The 25,240-nt window shown below is 69.4% G+C and carries 15 protein-coding genes; 10 read left to right on the forward strand and 5 right to left on the reverse strand.

The window, feature by feature from the left end:
- Positions 1 to 33 precede the first annotated feature (33 nt).
- From ACFVW8_RS05840 to ACFVW8_RS05860, 5 genes are all read left to right on the forward strand, one after another.
- On the forward strand, positions 34 to 9,405 hold the full coding sequence (locus tag ACFVW8_RS05840; protein ID WP_389686422.1) for an amino acid adenylation domain-containing protein: 9,372 nt from the start codon (positions 34 to 36) through the stop codon (positions 9,403 to 9,405).
- Positions 9,395 to 11,071, forward strand: a complete 1,677-nt coding sequence (locus ACFVW8_RS05845) for a phytoene desaturase family protein (RefSeq protein WP_389686424.1) — start codon at positions 9,395 to 9,397, stop codon at positions 11,069 to 11,071. Before ACFVW8_RS05840 ends, ACFVW8_RS05845 begins: the two co-directional genes overlap by 11 nt.
- 50 nt (positions 11,072 to 11,121) lie before the next feature.
- Positions 11,122 to 12,819: a phytoene desaturase family protein gene (locus tag ACFVW8_RS05850; protein WP_389686451.1), complete on the forward strand. Its 1,698-nt coding sequence runs from the start codon at positions 11,122 to 11,124 to the stop codon at positions 12,817 to 12,819.
- Entirely contained in the window at positions 12,816 to 13,871 is a 1,056-nt protein-coding gene (locus ACFVW8_RS05855) for an MDR family NADP-dependent oxidoreductase (RefSeq protein ID WP_389686426.1), read from the forward strand. The genes ACFVW8_RS05850 and ACFVW8_RS05855 overlap by 4 nt, the downstream gene beginning before the upstream one ends.
- Before the next feature lie 212 nt (positions 13,872 to 14,083).
- Positions 14,084 to 15,226, forward strand: coding sequence for a cytochrome P450 (locus tag ACFVW8_RS05860; RefSeq protein ID WP_389686453.1), 1,143 nt, complete (start codon positions 14,084 to 14,086; stop codon positions 15,224 to 15,226).
- 45 nt (positions 15,227 to 15,271) lie between these two features.
- Here the strand turns inward: ACFVW8_RS05860 and ACFVW8_RS05865 are convergent, their stop codons facing one another.
- Positions 15,272 to 16,525 (reverse strand): CynX/NimT family MFS transporter, encoded by a 1,254-nt coding sequence (locus tag ACFVW8_RS05865; RefSeq protein ID WP_389686428.1) that lies wholly within the window; start codon positions 16,523 to 16,525, stop codon positions 15,272 to 15,274.
- A gap of 163 nt (positions 16,526 to 16,688) precedes the next feature.
- On the opposite strand from ACFVW8_RS05865, the gene ACFVW8_RS05870 reads away from it, so the two are divergent.
- Positions 16,689 to 17,489 (forward strand): AraC family transcriptional regulator, encoded by an 801-nt coding sequence (locus ACFVW8_RS05870; protein WP_389686455.1) that lies wholly within the window; start codon positions 16,689 to 16,691, stop codon positions 17,487 to 17,489.
- Positions 17,490 to 17,558: 69 nt separating this feature from the next.
- On the opposite strand, the gene uppS is transcribed toward ACFVW8_RS05870, so the two are convergent.
- Entirely contained in the window at positions 17,559 to 18,332 is a 774-nt protein-coding gene (gene uppS / locus ACFVW8_RS05875) for a polyprenyl diphosphate synthase (RefSeq protein WP_389686430.1), read from the reverse strand.
- 102 nt (positions 18,333 to 18,434) lie between these two features.
- On the opposite strand from uppS, the gene ACFVW8_RS05880 reads away from it, so the two are divergent.
- Positions 18,435 to 19,478 carry a methyltransferase domain-containing protein gene (locus tag ACFVW8_RS05880; RefSeq protein ID WP_389686432.1) on the forward strand — a complete coding sequence of 348 codons (1,044 nt, stop codon included), beginning with the start codon at positions 18,435 to 18,437 and terminating at the stop codon, positions 19,476 to 19,478.
- Positions 19,479 to 19,689: 211 nt separating this feature from the next.
- The gene (locus ACFVW8_RS05885; protein WP_389686434.1) at positions 19,690 to 20,079 is read left to right on the forward strand and encodes a hypothetical protein; all 390 of its coding nucleotides are present in this window, start codon (positions 19,690 to 19,692) and stop codon (positions 20,077 to 20,079) included.
- Between the two features lie 193 nt (positions 20,080 to 20,272).
- On the opposite strand, the gene ACFVW8_RS05890 is transcribed toward ACFVW8_RS05885, so the two are convergent.
- The 3 genes from ACFVW8_RS05890 to ACFVW8_RS05900 all read right to left on the reverse strand — a co-directional run bounded on the left by ACFVW8_RS05890 (position 20,273) and on the right by ACFVW8_RS05900 (position 23,108).
- A complete protein-coding gene (locus tag ACFVW8_RS05890) occupies positions 20,273 to 21,115 on the reverse strand; it encodes a phosphotransferase (protein WP_389686435.1) in 843 nt (280 codons plus the stop codon).
- Positions 21,116 to 21,177: 62 nt separating this feature from the next.
- Positions 21,178 to 22,296: a pyridoxamine 5'-phosphate oxidase family protein gene (locus ACFVW8_RS05895; protein ID WP_389686437.1), complete on the reverse strand. Its 1,119-nt coding sequence runs from the start codon at positions 22,294 to 22,296 to the stop codon at positions 21,178 to 21,180.
- Between the two features lie 11 nt (positions 22,297 to 22,307).
- On the reverse strand, positions 22,308 to 23,108 hold the full coding sequence (locus ACFVW8_RS05900; protein WP_389686439.1) for a siderophore-interacting protein: 801 nt from the start codon (positions 23,106 to 23,108) through the stop codon (positions 22,308 to 22,310).
- A gap of 112 nt (positions 23,109 to 23,220) precedes the next feature.
- On the opposite strand from ACFVW8_RS05900, the gene ACFVW8_RS05905 reads away from it, so the two are divergent.
- Positions 23,221 to 23,841 (forward strand): TetR/AcrR family transcriptional regulator, encoded by a 621-nt coding sequence (locus tag ACFVW8_RS05905; protein ID WP_389686441.1) that lies wholly within the window; start codon positions 23,221 to 23,223, stop codon positions 23,839 to 23,841.
- 377 nt (positions 23,842 to 24,218) lie between these two features.
- Positions 24,219 to 24,827, forward strand: coding sequence for a hypothetical protein (locus ACFVW8_RS05910; RefSeq protein ID WP_389686443.1), 609 nt, complete (start codon positions 24,219 to 24,221; stop codon positions 24,825 to 24,827).
- Positions 24,828 to 25,240: the final 413 nt, after the last annotated feature.

The raw sequence follows: 25,240 nt of genomic DNA on the forward strand, positions 1-25,240 counted from the left end.
CCGGCAGCGCGACCACCTGAGGAGTGTGCGAACTTGGCTGACGCGATCAACGACGCTTCCACGGGCAAAGTGGCGATCGTGGGTATCGGCTGCCGCTTACCCGGCGGCGCATCCGACCACCGGGCCTTCTGGCAGAACCTGCTGGACGGCAAGGACTGCGTCATCCCTACGCCCGCGGACCGCTACGACGTCACCACCCTCAAGAGCCGTCACCGTGACAAGCCCGGTCGGCTGGCGGGCGGCAGGGGCGGATACATCGACGGTTTCGACGAGTTCGAACCGGCCTTCTTCGGCATCAGCCGACGCGAGGCCGATCACATGGATCCGCAGCAGCGCAAGCTCCTGGAAGTGGCCTGGGAGGCACTGGAGGACGGTGGCCAGGTGCCGGCCGACCTCGCCGGCAGCGACACCGCCGTCTACGTAGGGGCGTTCACGCTGGACTACAAGATCCTTCAGTTCGCCGATCTGAGCTTCGGGACGCTCGCCGCCCACACCGCGACCGGCACGATGATGACGATGGTGTCGAACAGGATCTCGCACTCCTTCGACTTCCGTGGGCCCAGCCTGTCGGTCGACACCGCGTGCAGCTCGTCCCTGGTGGCCGTCCACCTCGCATGCCAGAGTCTGAACAGGCGAGAGAGCGGCCTGGCGCTGGCCGGCGGGGTGCTGCTGCACATGGCACCCCAGTACACCGTCGCGGAGACGAAGGGCGGATTCCTGTCGCCCGAGGGCCGTTCCCGCACATTCGACGCCTCGGCCGACGGCTATGTACGCGCCGAGGGCGTCGCCCTGGTCGCACTCAAGCGACTGGAGGACGCCGTACGGGACGGCGACCCGATCCATGCGGTGATCCTCGGCAGCGGGGTCAACCAGGACGGGCGGACCAACGGGGTGACGGTCCCCAGCGCCGACGCACAGGTCTCACTCGTGCGGCGGGTCTGCGCCGAGGCCGGTATCACCCCCGGGGATCTGCAGTACGTGGAGGCGCACGGCACTTCGACGCCCGTGGGCGACCCGATCGAGGCCAACGCCCTGTCCCGTGCCCTCACCATCGGGCGGGCCCCGGGTGCCCGCTGCTATGTCGGCTCGGTGAAGGCGAACATCGGCCACACGGAGTCGGCTGCCGGCGTAGTGGGGCTCATCAAGACCGCCCTGGCTCTCAAGCACCGCCGGATCCCGCCCCACATCAACCTCGACACGGTCAACCCGGCCATCGATCAGAGCTCATCGCCGTACGAGATCCCCACCCGGGTGACGGACTGGCCCGAGCACGAGGGGCCCGCGCGGGCGGGGGTGAACGCCTTCGGTTTCGGCGGCACCAACGCCCATGTCGTCCTGGAGGAGCCTCCGGCGCGCCCGGCACCGCCCCGGCCGAAGGAGCGGAGCTGGAGCATCCTTCCGCTGACCTCCCGTCATCCGGACGCCCTCCCGCGGCTGGCGGAAGGAATCGGCCGCGAACTGACCGCAGAGCACGGCTCCGGAGTGGCTCTGGCCGACCTCGGCCACACACTCGCCCACCGGCGCCAGCACCTCGAATCGAGGCTCTCCGTCGTCTACTCGTCCCCGGAGTCCCTGGATGAGGCACTGGGGACATATCTGCGGGGTGAACCCCATCCCCGAGTGGTTCAGGGGCGGCAGCTGGACGCACCGGACCGCCGGCCGGTCTGGGTGTTCACCGGGATGGGACCGCAGTGGTGGGGCATGGGGCGGGGGCTGCTGGAGAGCGAACCCGTGTTCCGCGACGCGGTCACCGCGTGCGACCGGGAGATCCGGAAGATCACGGGCTGGTCCCTCATGGACGAGATGGCCGCCGACGAGGACCGGTCGCGGATGGCGGAGACCTGGCTCGCACAGCCGGCCAACTTCGCCGTCCAGATCGGTCTGGCGGCCCTGTGGCGGTCGTACGGTGTCCGCCCCGGCGCGGTGGTGGGGCACAGCACCGGAGAGATCGCCGCCTTCTACGAGGCGGGCGTCTACTCGCTTGAGGATGCCGTCGGGATCGCCGTCCACCGCAGCCGTCTCCAGCACACCCTGTCCGGAACGGGCACCATGCTCGCAGTCGGCCTGCCCGAGGACGATGCGGACCACCGGGTAGCGCCCTACCGGGACCAGGTATCCGTGGCAGCCGTCAACAGCCCCACCTCGGTCACCCTGGCCGGGGACCGGTCGGCGCTGACCGCACTGGCCGACGAGCTGCGGTCCGAACAGGTCTTCACCAGATTCCTTGCGGTGGAAGTGCCCTACCACAGCCCCGCGATGGAGCACATCAAGGATGAGCTGCTCACCGCGCTGGCGGACATCGAGCCGCGTCCGGCGAGGGTGCCGTTGCACCTCACGGGCCAGGAGGGTGTAGCCGAGAACGTCGTCCTGGACGCGGACTACTGGTGGAGGAACGTGCGCCACCGGGTGCGTTTCCAGGCCGCCGTGGACCGGCTCGCAGACGACGGCCACCGGCTGTTCCTGGAGATCGGCCCCCACCCGGTCCTCGGGCACGCGATCCGCGAATGCCTGGATGCCAAGGGGCACACTGCCGTCTCGGTGCCATCGGTGCGCCGCCAGGAGGACGAGACCGAGCGCTTCGCCGTCTCCCTGGCGAACCTGCACACCCTCGGAGCCGCCATCGCGTGGGACGTACTCCAGCCTGCCGGCGAGACGGTCCCGCTGCCGGCCTACCCCTGGCGTCGGGACCGTCACTGGACGGAGCCGAGCGCCGTCGCACAGATCCGTCTAGGCCTGCTCGACCACCCCCTGCTCGGCCGCCGCACCGATCACCCGGAACCGGCGTGGGAGGCGCGGCTCGACACCGAGAGGCTGCCCTACCTCGCCGATCACCGCATTCAGGACTCCGTGGTGTTTCCCGCGGCCGGCTACCTGGAAATGGCGGCACAGGCCGTACGGGAACTGACCGGGGGCACGGACGTCGCACTGTCCGGCATCGAGCTGCGCAAGGCGCTCTTCCTCGCCGAGGACGATGTCCGCACGGTCCACCTGTCCGTGTCCTTGGAGGACGGGAGCTTTGTCATCGCAACCGCAGGGGCAGGCACGGAGGCGGAGCGGACGGTGCATGCGAGCGGCGCGGTCCACGCTGTGCAGCGCCGCTCGGCCGGACCGGCGCTCGACTCCGGCCCGATCAGGGAACGCAGCCGGCGCCGGCTCGGCAGCCAGGAGTGCTACGCCGCACTGGCCGGGCTCGGCTACCGGTACGGTCCTGCCTTCCAGGCCATCGAGGAGGTATGGATCGGCACCGATGAGGTCCTTGCACGGATCCGTCCGCCTGCGGAGATCGGGGCCGGCGCGGCAGACCACCACATCCACCCGGTACTGCTGGACGCCTGTTTCCAGACCTTGCTGACCCCGCAGATCCTGGCCCGGGACAAGGCGTCACCGGGCACCGGCATCCGGTTGCCCCTGTCGCTCGACGAGATGAGCCTTTCCCCCGTCGGCGACCAACCCCTCTGGGTGCACGGCACAGTGTCCCGCCACAACGGGGACGAGCTGGTCGGAGACCTCGCGCTGTACGCCGAGGACGGAACGGCGCTCGGCCGGATGCGCGGATTTCGTGCCGCGGACGTGGAACGCGCCGCCGGAGGCGTCTCCCGGACCACCGTCGACTCCTGGCTCGCCGAGCCGGTCTGGATCGACTGCCCATGGCCGCAGGACGCAGAGGAAGGCACGGCGGGGGGACAGGACTGGCTGGTCCTGGCGGACAACGGGGGAGTCGGCGACGCATTCGCGGAGCTGGTCACCGCGCGTGGCGACCGCTGCCGCCTGCTTCGCGCGGGCGACAACGGCGACCGGGCGGCAGCCGGCGGGGAGTTACCCGCCACGCGGGACTGCGCCGCCCGGCTTGAAGAGCGCTTTGCCGGGCTGGACCGCGACGGTGACGCGTTCCGCGGGACGGTCGTGCATCTGTGGAACCTGGACCTGCCCGGTATCGCTGCCAGCGAGCGGGCGGACCTGGCACGGGCTGCGGAGAGCGGAGCGTACTCTCTCGTCGCCCTCGCCAGGATTCTCCTCGCCCAGCCGGGCGGCGGGCGATTACATGTGGTCACCCGTGGCGCGCAGCCGGTGTCACCGGGGGAAGGAAGCGAACCCCTCGGGGCGCCTGCCTGGGGTGTCACCCGGGTCCTGCGACACCAGGAACTGGTGGGCCACCGCGGCAAACTGGTCGACCTCGACCCAGGACGCGAGCCCGGCCCGCCCGGAGCCCGTGCGGACGCGGAGGCCCTGCTGCGGGAGTTCCTCAGTGACGACGAGGAAGAGATCGGGCTGCGCGGGGAGCGCCGTGCGACAAGCCGTCTCCGGCCCGCCGAGGGGCTGACGAAGCCGTTGCCGCCTCGCATGCGGGCAGACGGAAGCTATCTCGTCACCGGTGCGTTCGGGGCGCTCGGCCGGGTGCTGTGCCGGACGTTGGTGAAGCGTGGTGCCCGCCGCATCATCCTGATGGGCCGCACGCCTGTACCGGAGCGCGGGCAGTGGCGTACGACCGATCCCGCAACGCCACAGGGCAAGGCCGTCGCCCTGCTCAGGGAGCTGGAGGCGGCCGGGGCACAGACGGTCCTGGCGCAGGTCGACGTGACGGACGAGAACGCGCTGACTGACTGGCTGGACGCGTACCGGCAGAGCGGCGCACCGCCGGTACGTGGTGTGTTCCATCTGGCCGGCCAGGTGCGGGACAGGCTCGTCGCCGCTATGGACCGTTCCACGTTCGACTCGGTGCTCGATCCGAAGACCGTGGGCGCGTACCTGCTGGACCGGCACCTCCGGGACGAGCCGCTCGAGCACTTCGTGCTGTTCGCCTCGATCGCCTCGCTGTTGACGACGGCGGGCCAGACCAACTACGCGGCGGGAAACGCATTTCTGGACGCTCTGGCTCACCGCAGGCGGGCGCAGGGCCTGCCTGCGCTGAGTCTGGACTGGGGCCCCTGGGCGACAGGAATGATCGAGGAATTGGGCCTGGCCGACCACTACCTTCGCAGCCGGGGCATGAGTTCGCTGTCCCCGGAGGCCGGGATGAGCGTCCTGGAACGCGTCATCGGGCAGGACCGGGCGCAACTGCTCGTCGCCACGGTCGTCGACTGGCCGACGTTCCTGGCCTGGTACGACACCCCGCCGCCAATGGTGACCGAGCTGGCCGCGGCTGCTCAGAAACATGAGGTGGACGAGGCCGACGACTTCCTCGACTCCTTCCGCGACGCAGGGGAGGCGGAGCGTCGCTCCCTGGTGGCCGACCGGTTCACCGCACTGACCGCGACCGTCCTTCGTACGGCGGCGCACGAGATCGACCCCGGAGCCGGACTGAGCGGGCTGGGGCTCGACTCGTTGCTCGCGATGGAGCTGCGCGCCAGGACACAGACCGACCTCGGGGTTGCCCTGCCGGTGGTCGCACTCCTCAGTGGCACGCCGGTCGGTGAGCTGGCCGGCCGGTTGTACGAGGGTCTGGTCGAACGGCTGGCGGCGGGCGGCGCCGCGGAGAGCGACGCATCCGCTGTCGAGGTGTTCACCGATGAGCTCAGCCATCCGCTCACACAGAACCAGAAGGCGCTCTGGTTCCTCAAGCAGCTCAATCCCGGTGGATACGCGTACAACATCGGCGGGGCGGTGGAGGTGCGTGCCGAACTCGAACCGGAGCTGATGTTCGAGGCGGTGCGCAGAGTGGTCGCGCGGCACCCGGCGCTGCGCGCCAATTTCTCGCTGGTGGACGGCGTGCCCATGCAGCACACGTCACCGGAGACGGAGCCCGACCTGGGACTGTTCGATGTGCAGGGGCAGGAATGGGAGCACATCGAGCAGGCGATCATCCGCGAGTACCGCAAACCGTACGACCTGGAACTCGACCGGCTTGTGCGGTTCCGGCTGTTCAAGCGCGGGCCGAGCCGCTGGATCATCATGAAGGCCGTCCACCACATCGTCTCGGACGCGGTGTCGACGTTCACGTTCATCGAGGAGCTCCTCGCCGTGTACGAGGCTCTGAAGCACGGGCGGGAGCCGTCGCTGCCGGCGGTGGGTGCCCGGTACCTGGACTTCCTCAACGAGCAGAACCGGTTCCTGGCGGGCCGTGAGGCCGGGAAAATGCTTGAGTACTGGCGCTCCCATCTGCCCGCCGAGGTGCCGCTCCTGGACCTGCCGGTGGACCGGCCGCGCCCCGCGGTGCAGACGCACAACGGTGCGTCGGAGTTCTTCGTGCTGGACACCGCACTCAGCGCCCGGGTCCACGCGCTCGCACTGGAACACGGCGTGACGCCGTTCATGGTCCTGCTGAGTGCCTACTACGTGCTGCTGCACCGCTATTCGGGCCAGGACCACGTCATCGTCGGCAGTCCGGTGACGGGCCGCACGCAGCAGGAGTTCGCCTCGGTCTACGGCTACTTCGTCAACCCGCTGCCCCTGCACGCGGACCTGTCCGCCGGCCCCACGGTCGCGGAGCTGCTGGCACAGGTCCGCAGGACGGTCCTGAACGGGCTGGACAACCAGGAGTACCCGTTCGTCCTGCTGGTCGAGGAGCTGGGACTGCAGCACGACCCCAGCCGCTCGGCGGTATTCCAGGCCATGTTCATCCTGCTCACCCACAAGGTGGCCACCGAGCAGTACGGCTACCGGCTGGAGTACATCGAGCTACCCGAGGAGGAAGGGCAGTTCGACATCACGCTCTCGGTGTACGAGGACGAGGCCGAGGGACGCTTCCACTGCGTCCTCAAGTACAACACCGATCTCTTCCTGGCCCGGACCGTGCGCCGCATGGCCGCCCACTATGTGCAGCTGCTCGACAGCATGACCCGGGCGCCCGCGGAACTGTCCACTGCGAGGCTGGAGATGCTCGGGGCGCGGGAGCGGGAGCAACTGGTCACCGAATGGAGCGGCGCCTCCCTGCTGCCGGCCGTGGCCGGGGACCGGAGGGACGAGGTCCGGCCGGTCCATCAGCTCATCGGTGACATCGCCGCCGCACACCCGGAGAGCGTCGCGGTGTCCGTGCCGTCCCTCCGGGGTGGCACGGCGCAACTGACGTACGGGGAGCTGGAGCGCAGGGCGAACGCGAGGGCGCGGCGGCTGCGGGAACTCGGGGTGGTGCCGGGGGCGGTGGTGGGGCTGTGCCTGGACAAGTCGCCGGAGCTGATCATCACCCTCCTCGCGGTCCTGAGGGCGGGCGGCGCCTATCTGCCCGTCCATCCCGACCAGCCCGCCGCTCGGGTCGCCCATGTCCTGCGTACGGCGGAAGCCGCCCTCGTCGTCGTCGACGACTGCCGGGCCGGCTGGGCCCAGGAACTGCCGGCCACCGTGGTGACCCTGGCCGGGCTGCGGGCGACGGAGACTGAAGGGCCTGCCCCGCAGGAATCGGCAGACCCGGACTCGGCCGCCTATGTCATCAACACCTCCGGCTCCACCGGCCGCCCCAAGGCTGTCCGGGTCAGCCACCGCAGCCTGGCCTCCGCGTACGGGGCATGGCTCCAGGAGTACCGGCTGGCGGACGGGGCGCGTGTCCATCTGCAGATGGCTGAGCCCTCGTTCGACGTGTTCACCGGCGACTGGGTGCGGGCCCTGTGCTCGGGCGGCCGCCTCGTCCTGGCCGACCGCGACCTGATCTTCGACACGGCCCGGCTGTACCGCACCATGCGGACGGAGCGGGTGGACTGCGCGGAGTTCGTCCCCGCCGTCGTACGGGGCCTGATGGACCACTGCGAGCGCGAAGGCGAACGGCTCGACTTCATGCGCCTGCTGGTGGTCGGCTCGGACGCGTGGAAGGTCGCCGAGTACGACCGGCTGCGCGGACTGTGCGGGGCCGGCACCAGGGTGGTCAACTCCTACGGCGTCACCGAGGCCACCATCGACAGCGCCCTGTTCGAGGGACCCCCGGACGGTCTCGAGCCGGGGCTGATGGTGCCGATCGGCCGCCCGCTGGCGAACAGCACGCTGCACATCCTGGACGAGCACGGCGAGCCGGTTCCGCCCGGTGTACCCGGCGATCTGTGGATCGGCGGCGCCGGTGTCGCGATCGGGTACGCGGGGGACCCGGAACAGACCGCGCAGCGCTTCGTGACCAGGGTCCTGAGCCGCGCGCCGGGCGCCGCACCGGTGCGCCTGTACCGCACGGGTGATGTGGCGCGCTGGGACACACACGGCCGGATGCATCTCCTGGGACGCAGCGATCACCAGGTCAAGCTCCGCGGTCACCGCATCGAGACCGCTGAGATCGAGTCACATCTGGCGGGCCGGCCGGGACTGGCCCGGGCAGTGGTGGCCGTCCGCCCCGACGCGGGCGGTGAGGCGGCCCTGTGCGCGTACTGCGTGATGGAACCGGGGCAGACACTGGACCGGCGGGCCCTGCGACGCCACCTCGCGGGAGCGGTCCCGGCCTTCATGGTGCCCTCCCACATCGTCGAACTGCCCCGGCTGCCGCTGACCGCGCACGGAAAGGTCGATATGAGTGGGCTCCCGACGCCGGCCGGCGGCGACCGGGAGCAGTCCTACGAAGCACCGGTGACGCTCTACGAACTGAGCATGGCCCGGCACTGGGAGGCGCTGCTCGGAGTGGAGCGGGCCGGTCTGGGGGACGACTTCTTCGCGTGCGGCGGGAGTTCGATCAAGCTGATCGAGCTGCTTCATCACCTGCGCACGGAATTCGGCATCGGCGTCCCCGTCAGCCGGCTGTACCGGGCCACGACGTTGCACGGCATGGCCGTGGCGGTGGAGGACCTCGTGAACAGCACCCCGTCCGAGGAGCTTGCCCACCTGACGTTCAACCCGGGCCCGGGCCGGCCGGTCTTCTGTTTCCCGCCGGCCGGCGGTCACGCACTCGTGTACCGCGGGTTCGCGGCGCAACTGCCCCAGTACCCGATCGTGGCGTTCAACTACCTGCCCGGTGAGGACAAGGTGGCGCGCTACGCGGACCTGGTGGAGTCGTTCGGGGAACAGGGACCGTGCCGTCTGCTGGGGTACTCACTGGGCGGCAATCTCGCGTTCGAGGTGGCCAAGGAACTCGAGTCACGCGGGCGTGAGGTCTCCCACGTCGTGGTGCTGGACTCCCGCCGGATCATGGATGCCTACGAGCCGGACGAAGAGGGGATCAGGGTGTTCGAGGAGGAGCTCGGCCGCCATCTCTACCGGCATACGGGGTCGGAGATCGTCGCAGCGACCGTGCTCGAACACGCAGCGGAGTACCTGAGTTTCTGCGGCAGAACCCCCAACACCGGGAGCGTGGCGGCCTCGGTCGGTGTGGTGACCGACCAGGAGAAGGCGGGCCTGTACGTGGCCGGCGCCCCAGGTGCCTGGCACGGCAGTTCCACCGGAGAGACACACGTTCTGCGCGGCTCGGGGACACATGCCGACATGCTCGATCCCAAACACCTCCCTCGCAACGCGGCGCTGGTGCGGGCCCTTCTCACGGGAGAGGCCGACCATGCGGGATGAGGCCGACTGGGGCTCCCGGCACCGGGAGCCCGGCAGCGCACCCCGTGTCATCGTCATCGGCGCGGGTGTGGCGGGCCTGTCCACCGGCTGCTACGCGCAGATGAGCGGAATGCGGACCCGCATCTTCGAGAAACACGTGCTGCCCGGCGGCTGCTGCACCGCCTGGTCGCGTGAGGGCTACCTCTTCGACTACTGCATCGAGTGGCTGATCGGCACCGCACCGGGCAACGACGCCCACCAGGTCTGGCGTGAACTGGGGGCACTGGACGGCAAGACGGTCAGGAACTTCGACCTCTTCAACAAGGTCGTCGACGAGGCCGGCCGGTCGGTGACCTTCTGGAACGAACCCGCCCGCCTCCAGGAACACCTGCTGCGCGTCTCGCCCGCCGACGCACGGCTGATCCGTTCCTTCTGCCGTGACCTGCGCCGGTTCACGGAGATCGAGCTGTACCCGTTCCTGACCGCACCCGGGCTGCGGACCGTACGGGAGAGAGCGGCGACCCTGCGCACCGTCCTGCCGGCGTTCCGGCTGTTCTGGCGCACAGCGGCCACCCCGATGCACCGGTTCGCGGACCGGTTCGAGGACCCGTTGCTGCGCAGAGCGTTCCGGAACATCTTCTTCCAGGACCCGGAGGGCTTCCCGCTGCTCCCGTACCTGTTCAACATGGCCAGCGCCCATCACGGCAACGCCGGCTTCCCGCAGGGCGGATCACTGGGCCTGGCCCGGTCGATGGAGGAGCGGTACACCGGGCTCGGCGGAGAGGTGACCTACCGGGCGCGGGCCGAGAAGGTACTGGTGGACAACGGGCGGGCGATCGGGATCGAGCTCCGCAACGGCCGCCGGTACTACGCCGAGCACACCGTGTCGGCCTGCGACGGACACACCACGGTCTACGGGCTCCTCGGGGGCCGTTACACCGGTCCCAGGATCGACCGGCTCTACACCGAGCTGCTGGAACGCCCCGGCACCCTGTTCCCCGCGGTGGTCTCCGCGTTCGTGGGCATCCGCGGTCCGCTGCCCGCCGAGGACGCCCACAGCACCACGTATCTGCTCCCGCCCCAGGAAGCGGCCGCCCTGCCCGGTGCGCTGCAGAGCAGCCTCGTGGTCCAGCTGCGCTCACGCTACTCGGACGGTTTCGCCCCGCCGGGGAAGTCGGTGGTCCACTGCACCTACTTCAGCGACTACACCTACTGGAAGGAGCTGCGCGACAGGGACCGCAAGGCGTACTGGGCACAGAAGCGCAGGGTGGCCGCCTTCGTGCGCCGGTTCCTGGAGGGCCGCTGGCCGGGCGCGGCCGGGCGGATCGAACTGGTGGAGGTGGCCTCACCGGCCACGACGCGGCGCTACACGGGCAACCACAACGGTTCGATCCTGGCGTGGAAGGCGTTCTCCGACGCCGATGACGTGGCGTCCGCCCTGGTCGGCAAGGGCCGGATGCGGCTGCCCGGGCTGAGCGGGTTCTCCATGGCCGGCCAGTGGGTCGGCATGGGAGGACTCATCCGTGCAGCGTCGACGGGGCGTTTCGCCGTCCAGTACCTGTGCGAGGAGCTGGGTCTTGCGTTCAGGGCGTGGGAGAGCACCGGAATCGGTCCCTGGCACCCGGGGAAGCTGGGCCGGCTGCCGCAGCTCGACCGGTGGTCCTCCGGAGAGGGAACCGGCGCGTGAGGAAGCGGAAGGACAGCCTCATGGCACAGCGGCCGAGCGACAGAAAGACCATGATCATCATTGGTGCCGGGCTCGGTGGCCTGTCCACGGGCTGCTACGCGCAGATGAACGGCTACCGGTCCCAGGTGCTGGAGATGCACGAGATCCCCGGGGGCTGCTGTACCGCGTGGGAGCGCGGCGACTTCACCCTGGACGCCTGCGTGAGCTGGCTGCTCGGCAGCGGCCCTGGCAACGAGATGCATCAGATCTGGCTGGAGCTCGGCGCGCTGCAGGGCAAGGAGGTCCGTCACTTCGACGTGTTCAACATCGTGCGCGGACGGGACGGCAGAGCGGTCTACTTCTACTCCGACCCCGACCGGCTGCAGGACCATCTCACCGAGCTCTCGCCCGCCGACGCGAAACAGATCAGGGAGTTCTGCCGGCAGTTGCGTTCCTTCCGCAAGGCGCTGGACGTCTACCCCTTCCTCAAACCCGTCGGGCTGATGGGGCGGCTGGAGCGGTGGCGGATGCTGGCGTCCTTCGTCCCGTACTTCAACGCGGTCCGCAAGTCGATCTCCGTACTGATGTCGGACTACTCGGCGAGGTTCAAGGACCCCCTGCTGCGAGAGGCCTTCAACTTCGTCCTGTACGAGAAACATCCGGCCTTCCCCGTCCTGCCGACGCACTTCCAGCTCGCTTCGCACGCCAATCTGTCCGCCGGTGTGCCCGAAGGCGGATCACTGGGCCTCGCCGAGTCGATCGAGCGCCGCTACCGCAGACTCGGCGGCCGGGTCACGTACAACACCAAGGTCGAGGAGATCCTCGTCGAGGACGACCGGGCAGTCGGCGTGCGACTGAGCGACGGGCGGGAACTGCACGCGGACATCATCGTGTCCGCCTGCGACGGGCCCACCACGATGCTGAAACTCCTGCGGGGCCGCTACCTGAACGAGGCCTACCGGCGGCTCTACACCAGCACCATCAACGAACCGGGCATGGTGTTCCCCGGCTACTTCACCCTCTTCCTGGGGCTCGAACGGCCCTTTCCCGAGGGTGACCCGTGCACGACCTACCTGCTGACGGGGAGACAGGCGGCCGAACTGACCGGGATCCGCCACCCGAGCATCAACGTCCAGTTCCGCAACCGCCACTACCCGGAGCTCTCACCGCGCGGGACGACGGTCGTCTACGCCACGTACTTCTGCGACATCGCCCCCTGGCGTGCCCTCGACGACGGCCCGGAACAGGTCACCCGCACGCGCGGCGGCCAGGAGCTCCACACCCTTCCGGTGCGGCACGGCCGCGGCTACTACACGGCCAAACGACGGGCTCGCACGGCACTCGTGCAGTTCCTGGAGGAACGCTATCCGGGCATCGAGGACGCCATCGTGGTGCGTGACGTGTCCAGCCCGCTCACCCAGGTCCGCTACACCGGCAACCACGACGGGACGGTACTGGGATGGCAGCCGTTCGTGGAGAGCGGCGAGACTCTCGAGGAGCTCGTCAAGAAGCACGGTCCCGGCCTGCCGGGCCTGGAGAACTTCTACCTGTCCGGTGTCTGGGCGACGACGGGCGGCCTGATCCGGGCCGCCGCGGCGGGCCGGCACGTCATGCAGTTCGTCTGCCGGGACGACGGCAGAACGTTCACCGCCGGCGTCGACGAGTCCGGACCGCCGCCCACCCACCGCGTCATCGCGGTCGGGCCGCAGCCCCACGACTCCGCCGCCGCACCCCTTGGCCCCGCCGGCGTCGAACAGGAGCAGAAGTGAAGATCAAGGAGTGGGTCGTCCGCGAGCACATCGGGGGCACTCCCGACGTCGAGCGGATCTACGAGAAGACCGTCCACGACATCGACGTGGACCTCGCGCCCGACGAGATGCTGCTCAAGACCCTGTACGTGTCGGTCGACCCCTACCTCCAGGGAATCGCACTGGACACCCCGCTGGGCCGCCACATGGGCGCCGACTCGATCATGGAAGTGCTGGAGGCGGGTCCGCGGGCCGCACACCGGCCGGGTGACCTGGTGCAGGGATTCGGCGGCTGGCGGTCCCATCTGGTCAGCGCCGGCGAGCAGTCGCTGTGGCAGACGGGAACCTTCCCGATGGTGTTCCCCGCCTTCCGTCGCCTGGACCCGTCCTGGTACGACGACGCACTGCCGCTGCCGACCGCGCTCAGCGCGATGGGCGGGCCTGGCATGACCGCCTGGGGCACCCTGTCCACGTTCCTGGCCGCGGGGCCGGGGGACACCCTGGTGGTCAGCGGCGCCTCCGGCGCGGTCGGCACGCTGGTGGGCCAACTGGCCCGGCTCGCCGGCGCCCGTGTGGTGGGGACGACATCCAGCCCGCGCAAGGCGCAGTACCTGGCGCGGCTGGGCTTCGACGCGGTCGTCGTCTACCGGCAGGGCGACAGCGCCGATTCCGTGCGCGACGCCCTCGCCCGGGCGGCGCCCGACGGGGTCGACCGGTACTTCGACAACCTCGGCGGCGCCGTGACCGACGTGGTCTTCTCGCTGCTGAACGTCGGCAGCCAGGTGGCGGTGTGCTGGCAGTGGGCGACCCAGGTCGGGCAGGACGCCACAGGTCCGCGGCTGCTGCCGTACATCATGTTCCCCCGTGCCACGGTGCGCGGGATCTTCTCCCTGGAGTGGTTCACCGACGAGAACTGGCAGGCCCTCCACACCGAGTTGGGCGGCAGGATCCGGCGGGGCGAGGTGGTCTGCGACCACACCCTGCACCAGGGCTTCGACAGCATCCCCACGGCCTACGGGAGCCTCTACCACGACCGGGCCGCCAACCTGGGCAAGGTGCTGGTCGAACTGTGAGCGCTGTCGAGAGGGCCGACGCGGACCGGTGCACCGCCGTGGACACCGGCGCGGGCCTGCCCAACGGCGCCGGCCCCCTGCCCGCCCTTCCATCCTCCACCCCCAGCCCGGCTCCGCCGTACGTGTACGCACAGCCAGGAGGCACCGTGTCCGCCGCAGCCAGCGCCAGCAACATCCCCGGTCCGGAGCCGCTGTTGGCCCCACTCCACCGCATGGAGTTCGGCACCCCGGGCCTGCCCCGGCCGACCGAGCTCACCGACGGGTCTCCGGCCTGGCTGGTCAGCCGGTATCCCGATGTGAGGCAGGTGCTCAGCGACAGCCGGTTCGGCCGAGCCGAGCTGTACGCGGCGGACGGGCCACCTCTTTCCCGGGCGCCGGGGCTCGTCAACGATCCGGACCTTATGTTCAACCAGGACGGCCCCGGTCATCTGCGGCTGCGCCGCACCATGCGCCGTGCGTTCACGCCGAGAGCCGTTGCCCGTTGGCGGCCCTGGATCGCGTCGATCGTGGAGCAGCGGCTGGACTCGGTGTCCCAGGGGGAGCAGCCGGTGGACATCGTCGCGGAGTTCACGCTTCCCCTGCCGGTGGCGGTGATCAGCCGGCTGATGGGACTCGACGCATCCGCGCGTGAGCGGATGCGGCACTGGAGCGAGCACGCCTTCACCGACGGCTCCCGCGACGGCGAGGAGGTGGGTGCGGCGATGGCCGACTTCTCAGCCTTCGGCGCCGAACTCCTGGCCGCCCGGCGGCGCGAGCCGGGAGACGACCTCGTGAGCGGCGTGGTCCGGGCCGCCGACGAGGAGGGCGGCATCCCCGAGGCCCAACTGGTCAGCCTTGTCTGCGGGCTGGTGGTCGGGGGACACGACAGCACAATGACCATGCTCGGCAACGCGCTCCTCTACCTGCTTACGGAGGGTCGGGAGTTCTGGCCGCGTCTCGCGATGGGGGAGGAGGCGGCCGGTGTCGCGGCGGACCGTCTGCTCCACCGGATCCCGCTGGGCGACGACCGCGGGACCACGCGTCGCGCGTACGAGGCGGTCGAGGTGGGAGGTGTGCTCATCCCGCCCGGTGCGGTGGTCCTGGCCGACTGCGGGATGGCCAACCGCGACCCCGACGTCTTCCCGGCAAGCACGGCGGACGACCTCTTCGCGCCCCTGGAGGCCCCCACTCTGTCCTTCGGCGCGGGACCGCACTACTGCCTGGGTGCCTGGCTGGCCCGGCTGGAACTCCAACTGGCGCTGCACCGCCTGGCGGCCGGCTTCCCGGGGCTCCGCCTGGCGCAGGTGCCGGACTCCGTCGAGTGGCGTGTGGGGGCGACTTCGCGGAGCCCGGTGCGCCTTCTGGTGACCCACTAGGGGGAACGTGCAGCGCGTCGTGGGTACCGGAGCCGGCTGCCGTACTCAGCCGTGTCGATCAAGGACATGGCGCTCACGGCTCGCGAGCGCGCCGGCCCACATCTGCAGGACGAGCAGGCCGATGAGCGCCATCAGCGGGATGCTCCAGCTCTGCGTTGCGGTATGGAGTGCGCCGAGACCGATGGGGCCGAGACCGGCCAGGAGGTAGCCGAATCCTTGGGCCATCATGGAGACATGGCCGGTGTGCCTGGCGTCGGGCGAACGCTGGACGATGTAGGTGAGCGACAGACTGAGGGAAGCGCCTTGGCCGAGCCCGAGCATGGTCATCCACACATACGCCGCCGACGTGGGGGCCGCGGCCAGACCGACGAAGCCCGCGCCGGTCAATACGACAGCGACTGCGACGGGAAGCCACGTGGGACGCGTCCGCTTGGCGATGGTGGGCGCCACGAGCGAGGCGGCGATGGCGGGAAAGGCCGAGTACGACAGCATCCAGCCGGCCGAATGCGCGTCCATACCCGCGTCCTGGAACAGGGTGGGGACCCAGGTCAGGGTCGAGTAGTAGCTCATGCTCTGGAGACCCATGAGCGCGGTCACGGCGATGGCGACCGGATCGCGGGTGAGAGCACGGACGGAGGGCTCGCCGGTACCGGACGAGGCATCGGCGACACCACGATCGCGGACGGGGGCGCGCCGCAACTGCGGGACGAGCACGAGGAAGGCGATGAGCGCGGGAATCGCCCACAGCGCCAGAGTGGGTCGCCAGCCGCCACCGGTCAATGAGAGCAACGGAATCGTGGCGCCCGAGGCGAGGGCGGCGCCGGCCGACAGCGCGGTCGAGTACAGCCCCATCATCAGGCCGACACGGTGGGAGAAGTCCCGCTTGATCGCGGCCGGCATGACGACGTTGGCAACCGCGATCGACGCACCGATGATCACAGTGCCGATGAAGAGGCTGCCGAGGCTCGGCTGGAGACGCAGGGCGATGCCGGCGGCGAGCGCGATCATCGTCGCTCCGAGAAGCCGGTGCAGGCCCAGGCGGCGGCTCAGTGCTGGGGTGACGAACGCGAACGTGCCGAATGCGACGACAGGAATGGTGGTGAGGAGGCTGACGACGACTTCCGGGAGACCGAGGTCCGCCTGGATGTCCGCGAGCACGGGGCCGACCGACGCGACCCCGATCCGCAGGTTGAACGCAGCCGTGAGGAGGCCGACCGCCAGCACGGTGATGCCGAGCCTTCCGCGGGCACTTCTGCGGGGCCGTGTGCGCGGCGTCGGTTCTTGCAGGAGATGGGTCACGTCGGCTGTCCTTTCGATCCCCGATCGGCCGGGGCGGTCCTTGGCATGGAGCGAAGCCGTCGCCGGACAAGTGGCGGCCGGCTGCGACCACAGTTCATCCGAGGGCAGCGGAGGCGGACAACTGATAACCTGACGAAAGATGCCCAAAACCCGCCACGCGACGATGCAGCTGGAAAGCGTGCTCCGCGAGCACGTCCTTCTGCTCGGACACGACGAGCGCACTCCCGAGCACAAGCACGCTCGTGGACATCTGGTGTACCCGGCTACCGGCGTGCTCTCGCTCGTGACGTCGGTGGGGTCATGGATCGCGCCGTCGAATCGGGTCGTATGGATTCCCGCGGGCTTCGAGCATCAGCACCGCGCCCACGGCCAGACGGACATGCGCATCGTCTTCATGGCGCCGAGCCAGGCCGTACTGCTGCCGACGCATCCCGCGGTACTCGTCATGACGCCGCTCGCGCGCGAGGCCGCCTTGGCCTTGACCGGCCCCGAGTCCCGTTCCGCAGGCGTGCGCGCACGGCTGCGCCGCGTCATCATCGACGACATCACCACCGCGCCCGAACAGCCCCTCCATCTGCCCGAACCCCACGACGACCGGCTCCGCGCCGTTGTCGCCCTGGTGGAGGAGGGGATGGCAAGTCCTCTCACGCTCAGCGCGCTCGGGCATCAGGTCGGCGCCAGCGAGCGCACACTCAGCAGGCTCTTCCGGCAGGAGACCGGAATGAGCTTCCCGCAATGGCGCACACAGCTCCGCGTTCACCACGCACTACTGCTGCTCGCAGGCGGGGTCTCGGTGATCAACACGGCGACCGCCTGCGGATGGGCGAATCCGAGTGCCTTCATCGACGCCTTCACCGCGCTGGTCGGACAGACGCCCGGCCAGTACCGGCGCACACTTCGGCAGGATGCGAAGACGGCCCGGCACGAAGACGGCCACCAGGACGGTCAGGGCAACATGCACTGAGGCCGAGGGGTTCGGCGGTAGCCCGCCCGTCCGCTCGGCTGCTCGTGGCCGTGGTGGTGGTTTCCACCGTCAGGCTCCGTAACGACGTTGCCGCACCGCGTAGCTGCGCAGCGCGCGCAGGAAGTCGACCTCACGGAACGCCGGCCAGTACGCCTCGCAGAAGTACAACTCCGAGTAGGCACTCTGCCAGAGAAGGAAGTTCGACAGACGCTGCTCACCGCTGGTCCGGATGACCAGGTCCGGGTCGGGCTGGCCCGCCGTGTACAGGTGCCCGGCGAGGCCGTCCGTCGTGAGGCGCTCTGCGAGCTCCTCGATGCCGGCCCCGGCCGCCGCCTGTTCATGAATCCAATCGCGCACGGCATCGACGACTTCCTGCCTGCCGCCGTACCCGACAGCCAACGTCAGCAACGGCCCCGTGCGGTCACCGGTCGCCTCCACAGCCTCCTTGAGCGCGTGGGCCGTACGGTCGGGCAGCGCGTCGAGCGTCCCCGCGACGCGCACTCGCCACCGGCCGTCGGGGCGTGCGAGATGGACGGCCACCACCTTCTCGATCACGTCCATGAGGAAGGCGACTTCGGCGTCTCCGCGGCGCTTCAGGTTCTCTGTCGAGCAGACGAACACCGTGGCGTGCTCGATGGCGAGTGCCTCGCACCAGGCAAGTACATCTTCCACGTGCTCGGCCCCGTACCTGTGCCCCAGGCTCGGGTTGGACATGCCCATCTGACGGGCCCAGCGCCGATTGCCGTCCATGACCAGACCGATGTGCTCGGGCAAGGGCCCTGACGCGACGTGCCGGCGCAACCGGCGGACGTACAAGCCGTAGAGGGGATCGGTGACTCGCATCGTGCGACCTTCCAGGGGCGGTGGACGGAAAGAAGGGTCATGGTACGCGCCGTGTACTACGCAACGCGTATTATTGCGTGAGGACCACAGGAGGAGCGGCAGATGACCACGGGCACCAACGACGCCCAGACCCTTGTTCTGTGCGCGTTGGCCGAAGGACCACTGCACGGATATGCGATCAACACGGCCATCGAGAAGCTGACAGGTCAACGCCTCGGACCCGGCAGCCTCTACGGCGCGGTGGCGCGCCTCAAGGCGAAGCGCCTCGTGGAGGCCGTCGAAGGGACAGGGCGCCGGCAGCCGGTGCGCCTCACGGCCGAAGGGCGCACGGCCCTCGAACGGGAAGCGCAGTCGATGGTCCGGGTGACCGACCACCTCTTCGAAGCGGCGGTCCCCGACAAGATCGTCTACCTGGACCGCCTCTCCATGACCGAGGTGGCCCGAACCGCCAAGCGCGTCATGCTCGACGCACTCGATGCCCGTCCCGGCGAGACGGTGCTCGACCTCGGCTGCGGGCCCGGCACGGACTTCGACCCCCTGGCGGACGCCGTCACACGGACCGGGTCGGTGATCGGCGTCGATATCAGCCAGGACATGGTCGATCAGGCTCGCCGCCGCACGGCGGAGCGCCCGGCGGTCGATGTACGGCTCGGCGATGTCCACGCGCTTCCCCTGGAGGACGACAGCGTCGACCGTGCGTGGGGGGACCGCGTCCTCCAGCACGTCGCTGATCCCGCGGGCGCGCTGGCGGAGTGCCGACGTGTGCTGCGTCCAGGGGGAAGGCTCGTCATGGCCGAACCCGACTGGGACTCACTGGCCATCGACCACCGCGACCTGGAAGTTTCACGCGGCTACACCCGGCACATCACGGACAGGGTCGTCCGCAACGGAGTCATCGGACGACAACTGCCCCGGCTCGCACAGGAGGCGGGATTCGAAGTGCCGACGATCACCCCGATGACATCGGTCTTCCGCGATGTACGGGCCGCCGACCAGGTTCTCGGACTCCAGCGCAATACCGAGCGTGCCGTGGCCGCCGGCTACCTGCCTGCCCAGGCGGCGCAGGAGTGGCTGCAACACCTGGCCAGTGGGCCGTTCCTCGCCACAGTCACGCTTTACGTCGTCGTTGCGGAAAGAGCCCAGTAACGGAGATTCTCCCTGCACGCGAACAGGCGAGCCGCGAAATGTCGCCGGCGGGTGCCACGGCGCCGGCTCGGGAGACTCCTTCAGCATGTCGTCGGTCGTCGCACAGAGTGTTGTCGCGAGGGTGGCCACGCCGTTCGTCACAAAACGATCTTGGGCACCCTTGTTCTCGTCTCCGCAGACACCCCTTGGGCCACACCATCAGGAGGAACCGGTGTCATACCCGCGACGACTCACCCCCGAGGAGAGGCTCGCCGACGCGAAGAAGCTGTTGAGCCTCCCACGTATCGTCGTGATCTGCGGCTCCACCCGCTTCATGACCGAGATGAACGAGGCCGATCTGCGGGAGACCGAAGCCGGAAGGATTGTCGTCAAACCGGGCTGTGACATGAAGTCGCCGCACGAACTCTGGTCCGATCCTGTCGCGGCCGAGGCGCTGAAGGTTCGACTCGACGATCTGCACCGGGCGAAGATCCGGCTCGCTGATGAGGTGCTCGTAGTCGGCGACTACATCGGCGACAGCACCCGAGCCGAAATCGCCTACGCCCGGTCGCTGGGCAGGCCCGTGCGGTTCACGCACCCCGAAGTCGACCCCGACGCCTGACCGCCCGCTGCCGCCCCGACGACCAGGGCCGGCAGCCCCGCCGCCTGACCGTCTCGCGGTGGCTTCGGCCGCCGCCCACCCCGCACCCTCCGCAGACATCCCCTGGAATTGATCATCAAGAGGTCGCTGCGGTCGCTGCGGACGGTGGGGCGGGGCCGGGTGGACACGCCCCCGATGACGAAGGGCTCCGAATTCAGCCAGGTCCGATGCGATCGAGTGCAGCACGCACCCGGTTGAGCCCCTCCACTCTCCAGTGGCCCCGGTCAGGCATCTGGTCGTCTCGGCGCCAGCGCCAGGCCGAGAACATCGCCCAGTTCAGGGCGCGGCACCGGTGAATCAGGTCGTGGTCAGCCCCCGGATAGTGCTTTGCCACTTCTTCGGGCGCATGGGCGAGGTCGAATTCGACCGGTCCACGGCAGCACGTGGCGAGGTCCACGAAGAGCGGCCCTCGCCACGTGTTCAGGAGGTTGCCCGGATGCGGCTCGCCGTGCAACAGCTGGTCGCCGGCCCTCTCGAGGCTGACCGCGGCGCTCAGTCCACTGAGTGTGTCGCTGAGCAGTCCCCGGTCGGAGTCGGGCAGCTCGGGGGAGTGCTCCCGGTCGTTCACCTCTCTCAGGGCCGAGGCGACTCGATCCGTGAAATGCGGTGCATCCAGATCGATCTGGCGCAGGGCGGCATGGTGCCGCAGGAACACATCTGCGTAGTCGGCCGGCGCGATCTCCGGTCCCACGGGTTCGTAGTAGGTCCACAGCGAGATGGCGAAGGCATCACGCACGTGGACTCGGGGCTCGACTCGGGGCTCGAGCTCTGCCACCGGAGCGCCGACTTCGGCGAGACACCGGGCAACCTCTACCTCGAACTCGGATTCAGCCCGATGCCCCGAGGGTGCGACCCGAGCCAGAACGTCGCAGGGGACCAGGCGCAGCGCGACGCGGTCCGAGTTGTGAATGACGATCACATCGTCGACCCGAAGGCTCAGCTCCGAAACGGTCTCCCGGCCTGCCTCAACTGCCCGGCGGAGTTCTGCCGGCTCCATACGGTTCTCCCTCTTGGTTGAATACACGGACACGGCGGGGGACAGCAGTGAAGGGCCCGACGTCAGCTGCTCGCATCGGGCTCGGTGTCCTCGTAGCCCTCCTTCCGCAGCCCGGAGCGGTAGGCACTGTTCATGACCAGCCGCAGCAGCCGGTTCATCCCCGGGATCGCCCCAACGGCCTTCAGCAGGAGAGCAGGTGGGGTACCTGCGGTGCCGGAGGGTGTGGAGGCGAGGTGTTCTCCCGCGATGGCCATGAGGTCCGGCGTGGTGCTGCGGTCGAGGTGCGCGGCGGCGGTCCACAGCCGTGAGTGTTCCACAGCGTCGTTGCCGGTCACCTCGGCGTGTTCGACGTCGATGAGCAGCGCCAGGTGCGGTGGCCTTCCGCGTAGCGCCATGGTCTCCAGCAACGCGGGATCGTCGGTGATCGCTCCGCGGCCACGGACGTGCAGCACACCGCTGCACCCGGGGGCCAGGGCGGCGATGGAGAGCGCGTCGTCCTGCAGCAGGTTGTGGAGCGTGTCGGCGCGTTTGTTGCCTTTCCGGTCCGGGATGACGAGTGTGCGGCTGTCCAGGATTCGGGCCACCGCCTGCCGGTCTCCTCGCGGGCTCGTGTCGCTCCCGCCGCAGGTGTCCCTCGTGGACAGTGCGAGGAATCGTGCCGCGTCCAGGAACTGGGCGATGCCGGGCCCGGACAGCGGCCCGTCGCCCGGGAAGTCGGCTGAAGGTCCGGGCGGAGTGGGCGGCTGCCACAGGAGGGAGCGGAGGACGGCCTGGGCGCAGTGCACGTACGCCTCCTCGACGTCGATGGCGGTTCCGGCGCGGCTCTGTGCGGCCACCGAACCGTTGACCCGAAGGATTTCCCCGACACCCGGCAGGAGGAAGAAGAGCGACACCGGCCCGTGAGGCTTGCCGGGGCCGGGCAGAGGGAACGAGATCCTGGTGGGTGAGTGCACGCGTGCGAAGCCCGGTGTGCCGCCGATGAAGGTCGTCCTGCTGGTGCCGTATGCGTCCCGGTAACCGAAGGCCGCGATCGGGCACTGGGCAAGGATGGTCCGGCAGCCCTCGTCGAGGGCGTTGACCGTCTTGAGCATGATCATGGGTATCGGCCGGCCGACGACCGTCTCGACCTCGTCCGCCGTCGTCAGCCTGTGAGCGGTGCTCCATTGGTTTGCCTGGCGCACAAGAGTTCCTTTCAGCCGGGTGATGAACGGCCCAGACGCCAGTAGCCGGCGAACGAGATGTCCCGCTTGGGTACCTCGCGGTCGTTGACCAGATGCCGCCTCACTGCCGTGGCCAGTCGGGACTCGCCGGCGACCCACGTGTAGAAGCGGCCGGGCGGCAGCGGTGCGCGGCGCACGGCGTCCAGCGCCATGGCGCCGGGCCTCAGGTCCTGGCCGTCGCGGCTCAACCAGTGGATGCGGCTACCGGCGAGCGTCTCGACGGGCCGGATGTCGGCCGCGGATGCGACCTCCACATAGACGTGTGTGGCCAGCGTGGGCGGCGTCGTGTCGAGGATCGACAGGATGGCGGGCAGCGCGGACTCGTCGCCGACCAGCAACTGCTCCTGAGCGTGCTCCGGTAGCCGGTACGTGGTGCCGATGTCGAAGATCCCGGCCGGGTCACCAACCTCGGTCCGGTGCACCCAGTCCGACATGGGTGCGCCGGCGTGCAGAGCGAACTCGATGTCGATCTCGTCGTCGACGGGCCGCGCGCGTCGGATCGTCAGGTTGCGGACCCAGGGGCGGGCCGACTTGGGCACCAGCATCAGCTGGGCGATCCATGCTTCGTTGGAGACGGTCGGCATCCGCAACGCGCCCTGTCCCTCGCGCGGGATGAAGAGGCGAACCGCTTGGTCGTTGCCGACGGCGGTGAAGTCCCGCAGGGCCGGGCCGCCGAGGGTGACGCTCGCGAAGCCCGGGGTGACGAACTCACGACGGCGCACCTCCAGCGTGATCATCGTTCGGGATCCGGGTAGTTGCACCTTGGGCATCATGGGCTGCCGCCCACCGTGGGTGTGGCCTTGTTTTCGCAGTTCATGGCACTATTGTGAGCAATAGCTCAGGTCTTTGGCTACTCGCTTTTCACCGTTCGAGGAGGACCTCCGGATGCCGTCGGCCGATCGCCGCGTTCAGCCACGTCGCAAGCCTCGCCAGGTGCGGGCCGAGCTCACCCGCGAGCGCATTCTCGCGGCCGCTGCTCATGTTTTCGCCGAGTACGGCTACGCCGCAGGCACGACCAACCGAATCGCCGAACGCGCCCGCATCTCCATCGGCTCGCTCTACCAGTACTTCCCGAACAAGGACGCCATCCTGGCCGAGCTGCTGGTGCGGCACATCGACCGTGGCACGTGGGAACAGGCCGACCAGCTCGAGCTGACCCCGGGAAGCCTCGAAGTGACAGTGCGGGCGCTGGTCCGGGATGCGATCGACAACCATCGTGATGATCCGCAGCTGCTGCGGATCATGATGGAGGAGGCGTCGCTCTCAAGGGAACTGCTCGACGCGATCGACCGGCACGGGCGCAATCGCGTCGGCCAGGTGCGAGATCTCCTCGCCCGGCACCCGGATGTCCGCGTGCGCGACCTCAGCACCGCGGCCGAACTGATCGTGACCACAGTGGAGATGAACACGCACAAGATCATGGCCGATCCGCAGACCATTCCCGTCGAAGCTTTTGAGGACGAACTGGTGGCCATGATTACTCGGTACCTGCGCGGCGATCAGTAGCCGCTCACGTAACGCCGACGAGGTTCCCGGCGGGGAGAATGTGCGGGGTGGCTGAAAGAGTGCCCGGACGCGCCATTAAGGACTCGGCCGAACTCACCGCGTGCGCGCCCGAGGGCCGGCTGAGCGCGGCGGTCCACGTCCGGTTGCCGTTGACCGAGAGCACCGAGGCACATCGGCCGCCGGAGAACCGTGCACAGCCGGGCCGGAGCCTGGTCGTCCCGCAGGCCGGGCTGAGGGCTCGTTGCCACCGCTGACAAACAGGTCGGGTCGGGGTGTCGGTCCGGTTTCACTCTGTGGGGTGGTGTTGGTCCCGCGTAAGGGGTAGCCCGGCCGTGCCGTGTTCCGTTCCGGCTGTGGCGTGCCCCAACGATGGGCGTATGTCTCTTTCCAGTCTGTGCCGGCTGGCCGGGCGCGTGGTTCCCGCGCTGCTGGTTGCCCAGTTCGCTGTTCTTCCGCTTCAGTCCGCCTCTGCTGCCGAGCATGCGGCGCTACCTTGCCGGTCGTCGGCTGTCTGCGGTTCGGTCATCGTTGCCCCTGTCTCTCAGGCGGCTCCGGACCACGGCCCCTGCACCAGTCCGGAGCCGGTGGTGTGCCTGATCCGGGCCGAGACTCCGCGGGAGCGCGAGACCGCCCGTGATCAGCGGATGAGCTACCACCATCTCCTTGAGGACATGGAGCGCAGAGAGTGCACCATGCGCGCCGAACAGCGCTCGGAGGAGGACATCGCCCGAACGCTGGTTCAGATGCGCAACGATGCCAAGGACGTCGTCCGCGCCGGCATGACCCCGGAGCAGGTGGCGGAACTGGAGGCACGCAACTGGAAGAAGTACGGCAATCCGCTCGGCCCGACGGCGGATCAGCTGTACCTCAAGTACGGCTCGTGGGAGAAGGTCACCGAAGCGGCCACTCGTTCGAGCGCGGCCGTGGACCACGAACTCGGCCTGGAATTCCGGCACTGTGCCTGCGAAGTGCTCCAGACCGTATGACGCGGCCGTCCCCCGGCCCTCGGCCCGCCCCGTTGCGGGCGCCATTCCAGCGCCCACGGGGCATCGGCTGCAGTGCGCTCTCCGTCCCGGCTGTTGCGTGACAGCTTCAGCCCACTGGGCGAAGCAGTCACGCAGCCTGCTGGTCCGGGGGCCTGCGGGGGCGCTTGGGCCTGGCGGGCGTTGCCGGAATCGGGCCCGGCCTCGGACCCGTCGGCCTTCGGGAGGTGGTGGCGCCGCCTGACTGGCTGACGAAGCGCTCCGCATCACTGCCGCGTTCCAACTCGCGGGTCATCGACATGTCGTCGGCGCCCTGTGGTCCGACGACAGCTGTTCCGCTGTCGGGGGGGCGGGCCCGGGCGGCGGCCGGCGGGCCCCCCCCCCCCCCCACACCCCCGCCCCGGGGGGGGGCGCCC

The organism is Streptomyces sp. NPDC058221 (assembly GCF_042882365.1).
Lineage (GTDB): Bacteria > Actinomycetota > Actinomycetes > Streptomycetales > Streptomycetaceae > Streptomyces.

Bases quoted from the DNA above. Each gene is read 5' to 3' on its own strand.
- ACFVW8_RS05905 (WP_389686441.1), top strand. From the start codon at position 23,221: ATGCCGTCGGCCGATCGCCGCGTTCAGCCACGTCGCAAGCCTCGCCAG.
- ACFVW8_RS05850 (WP_389686451.1), top strand. From the start codon at position 11,122: ATGATCATCATTGGTGCCGGGCTCGGTGGCCTGTCCACGGGCTGCTAC.
- ACFVW8_RS05845 (WP_389686424.1), top strand. From the start codon at position 9,395: ATGCGGGATGAGGCCGACTGGGGCTCCCGGCACCGGGAGCCCGGCAGC.
- ACFVW8_RS05900 (WP_389686439.1), bottom strand. From the start codon at position 23,108: ATGATGCCCAAGGTGCAACTACCCGGATCCCGAACGATGATCACGCTG.
- ACFVW8_RS05860 (WP_389686453.1), top strand. From the start codon at position 14,084: ATGGAGTTCGGCACCCCGGGCCTGCCCCGGCCGACCGAGCTCACCGAC.
- uppS (WP_389686430.1), bottom strand. From the start codon at position 18,332: ATGCGAGTCACCGATCCCCTCTACGGCTTGTACGTCCGCCGGTTGCGC.
- ACFVW8_RS05890 (WP_389686435.1), bottom strand. From the start codon at position 21,115: ATGGAGCCGGCAGAACTCCGCCGGGCAGTTGAGGCAGGCCGGGAGACC.
- ACFVW8_RS05870 (WP_389686455.1), top strand. From the start codon at position 16,689: ATGCAGCTGGAAAGCGTGCTCCGCGAGCACGTCCTTCTGCTCGGACAC.
- ACFVW8_RS05910 (WP_389686443.1), top strand. From the start codon at position 24,219: ATGTCTCTTTCCAGTCTGTGCCGGCTGGCCGGGCGCGTGGTTCCCGCG.
- ACFVW8_RS05880 (WP_389686432.1), top strand. From the start codon at position 18,435: ATGACCACGGGCACCAACGACGCCCAGACCCTTGTTCTGTGCGCGTTG.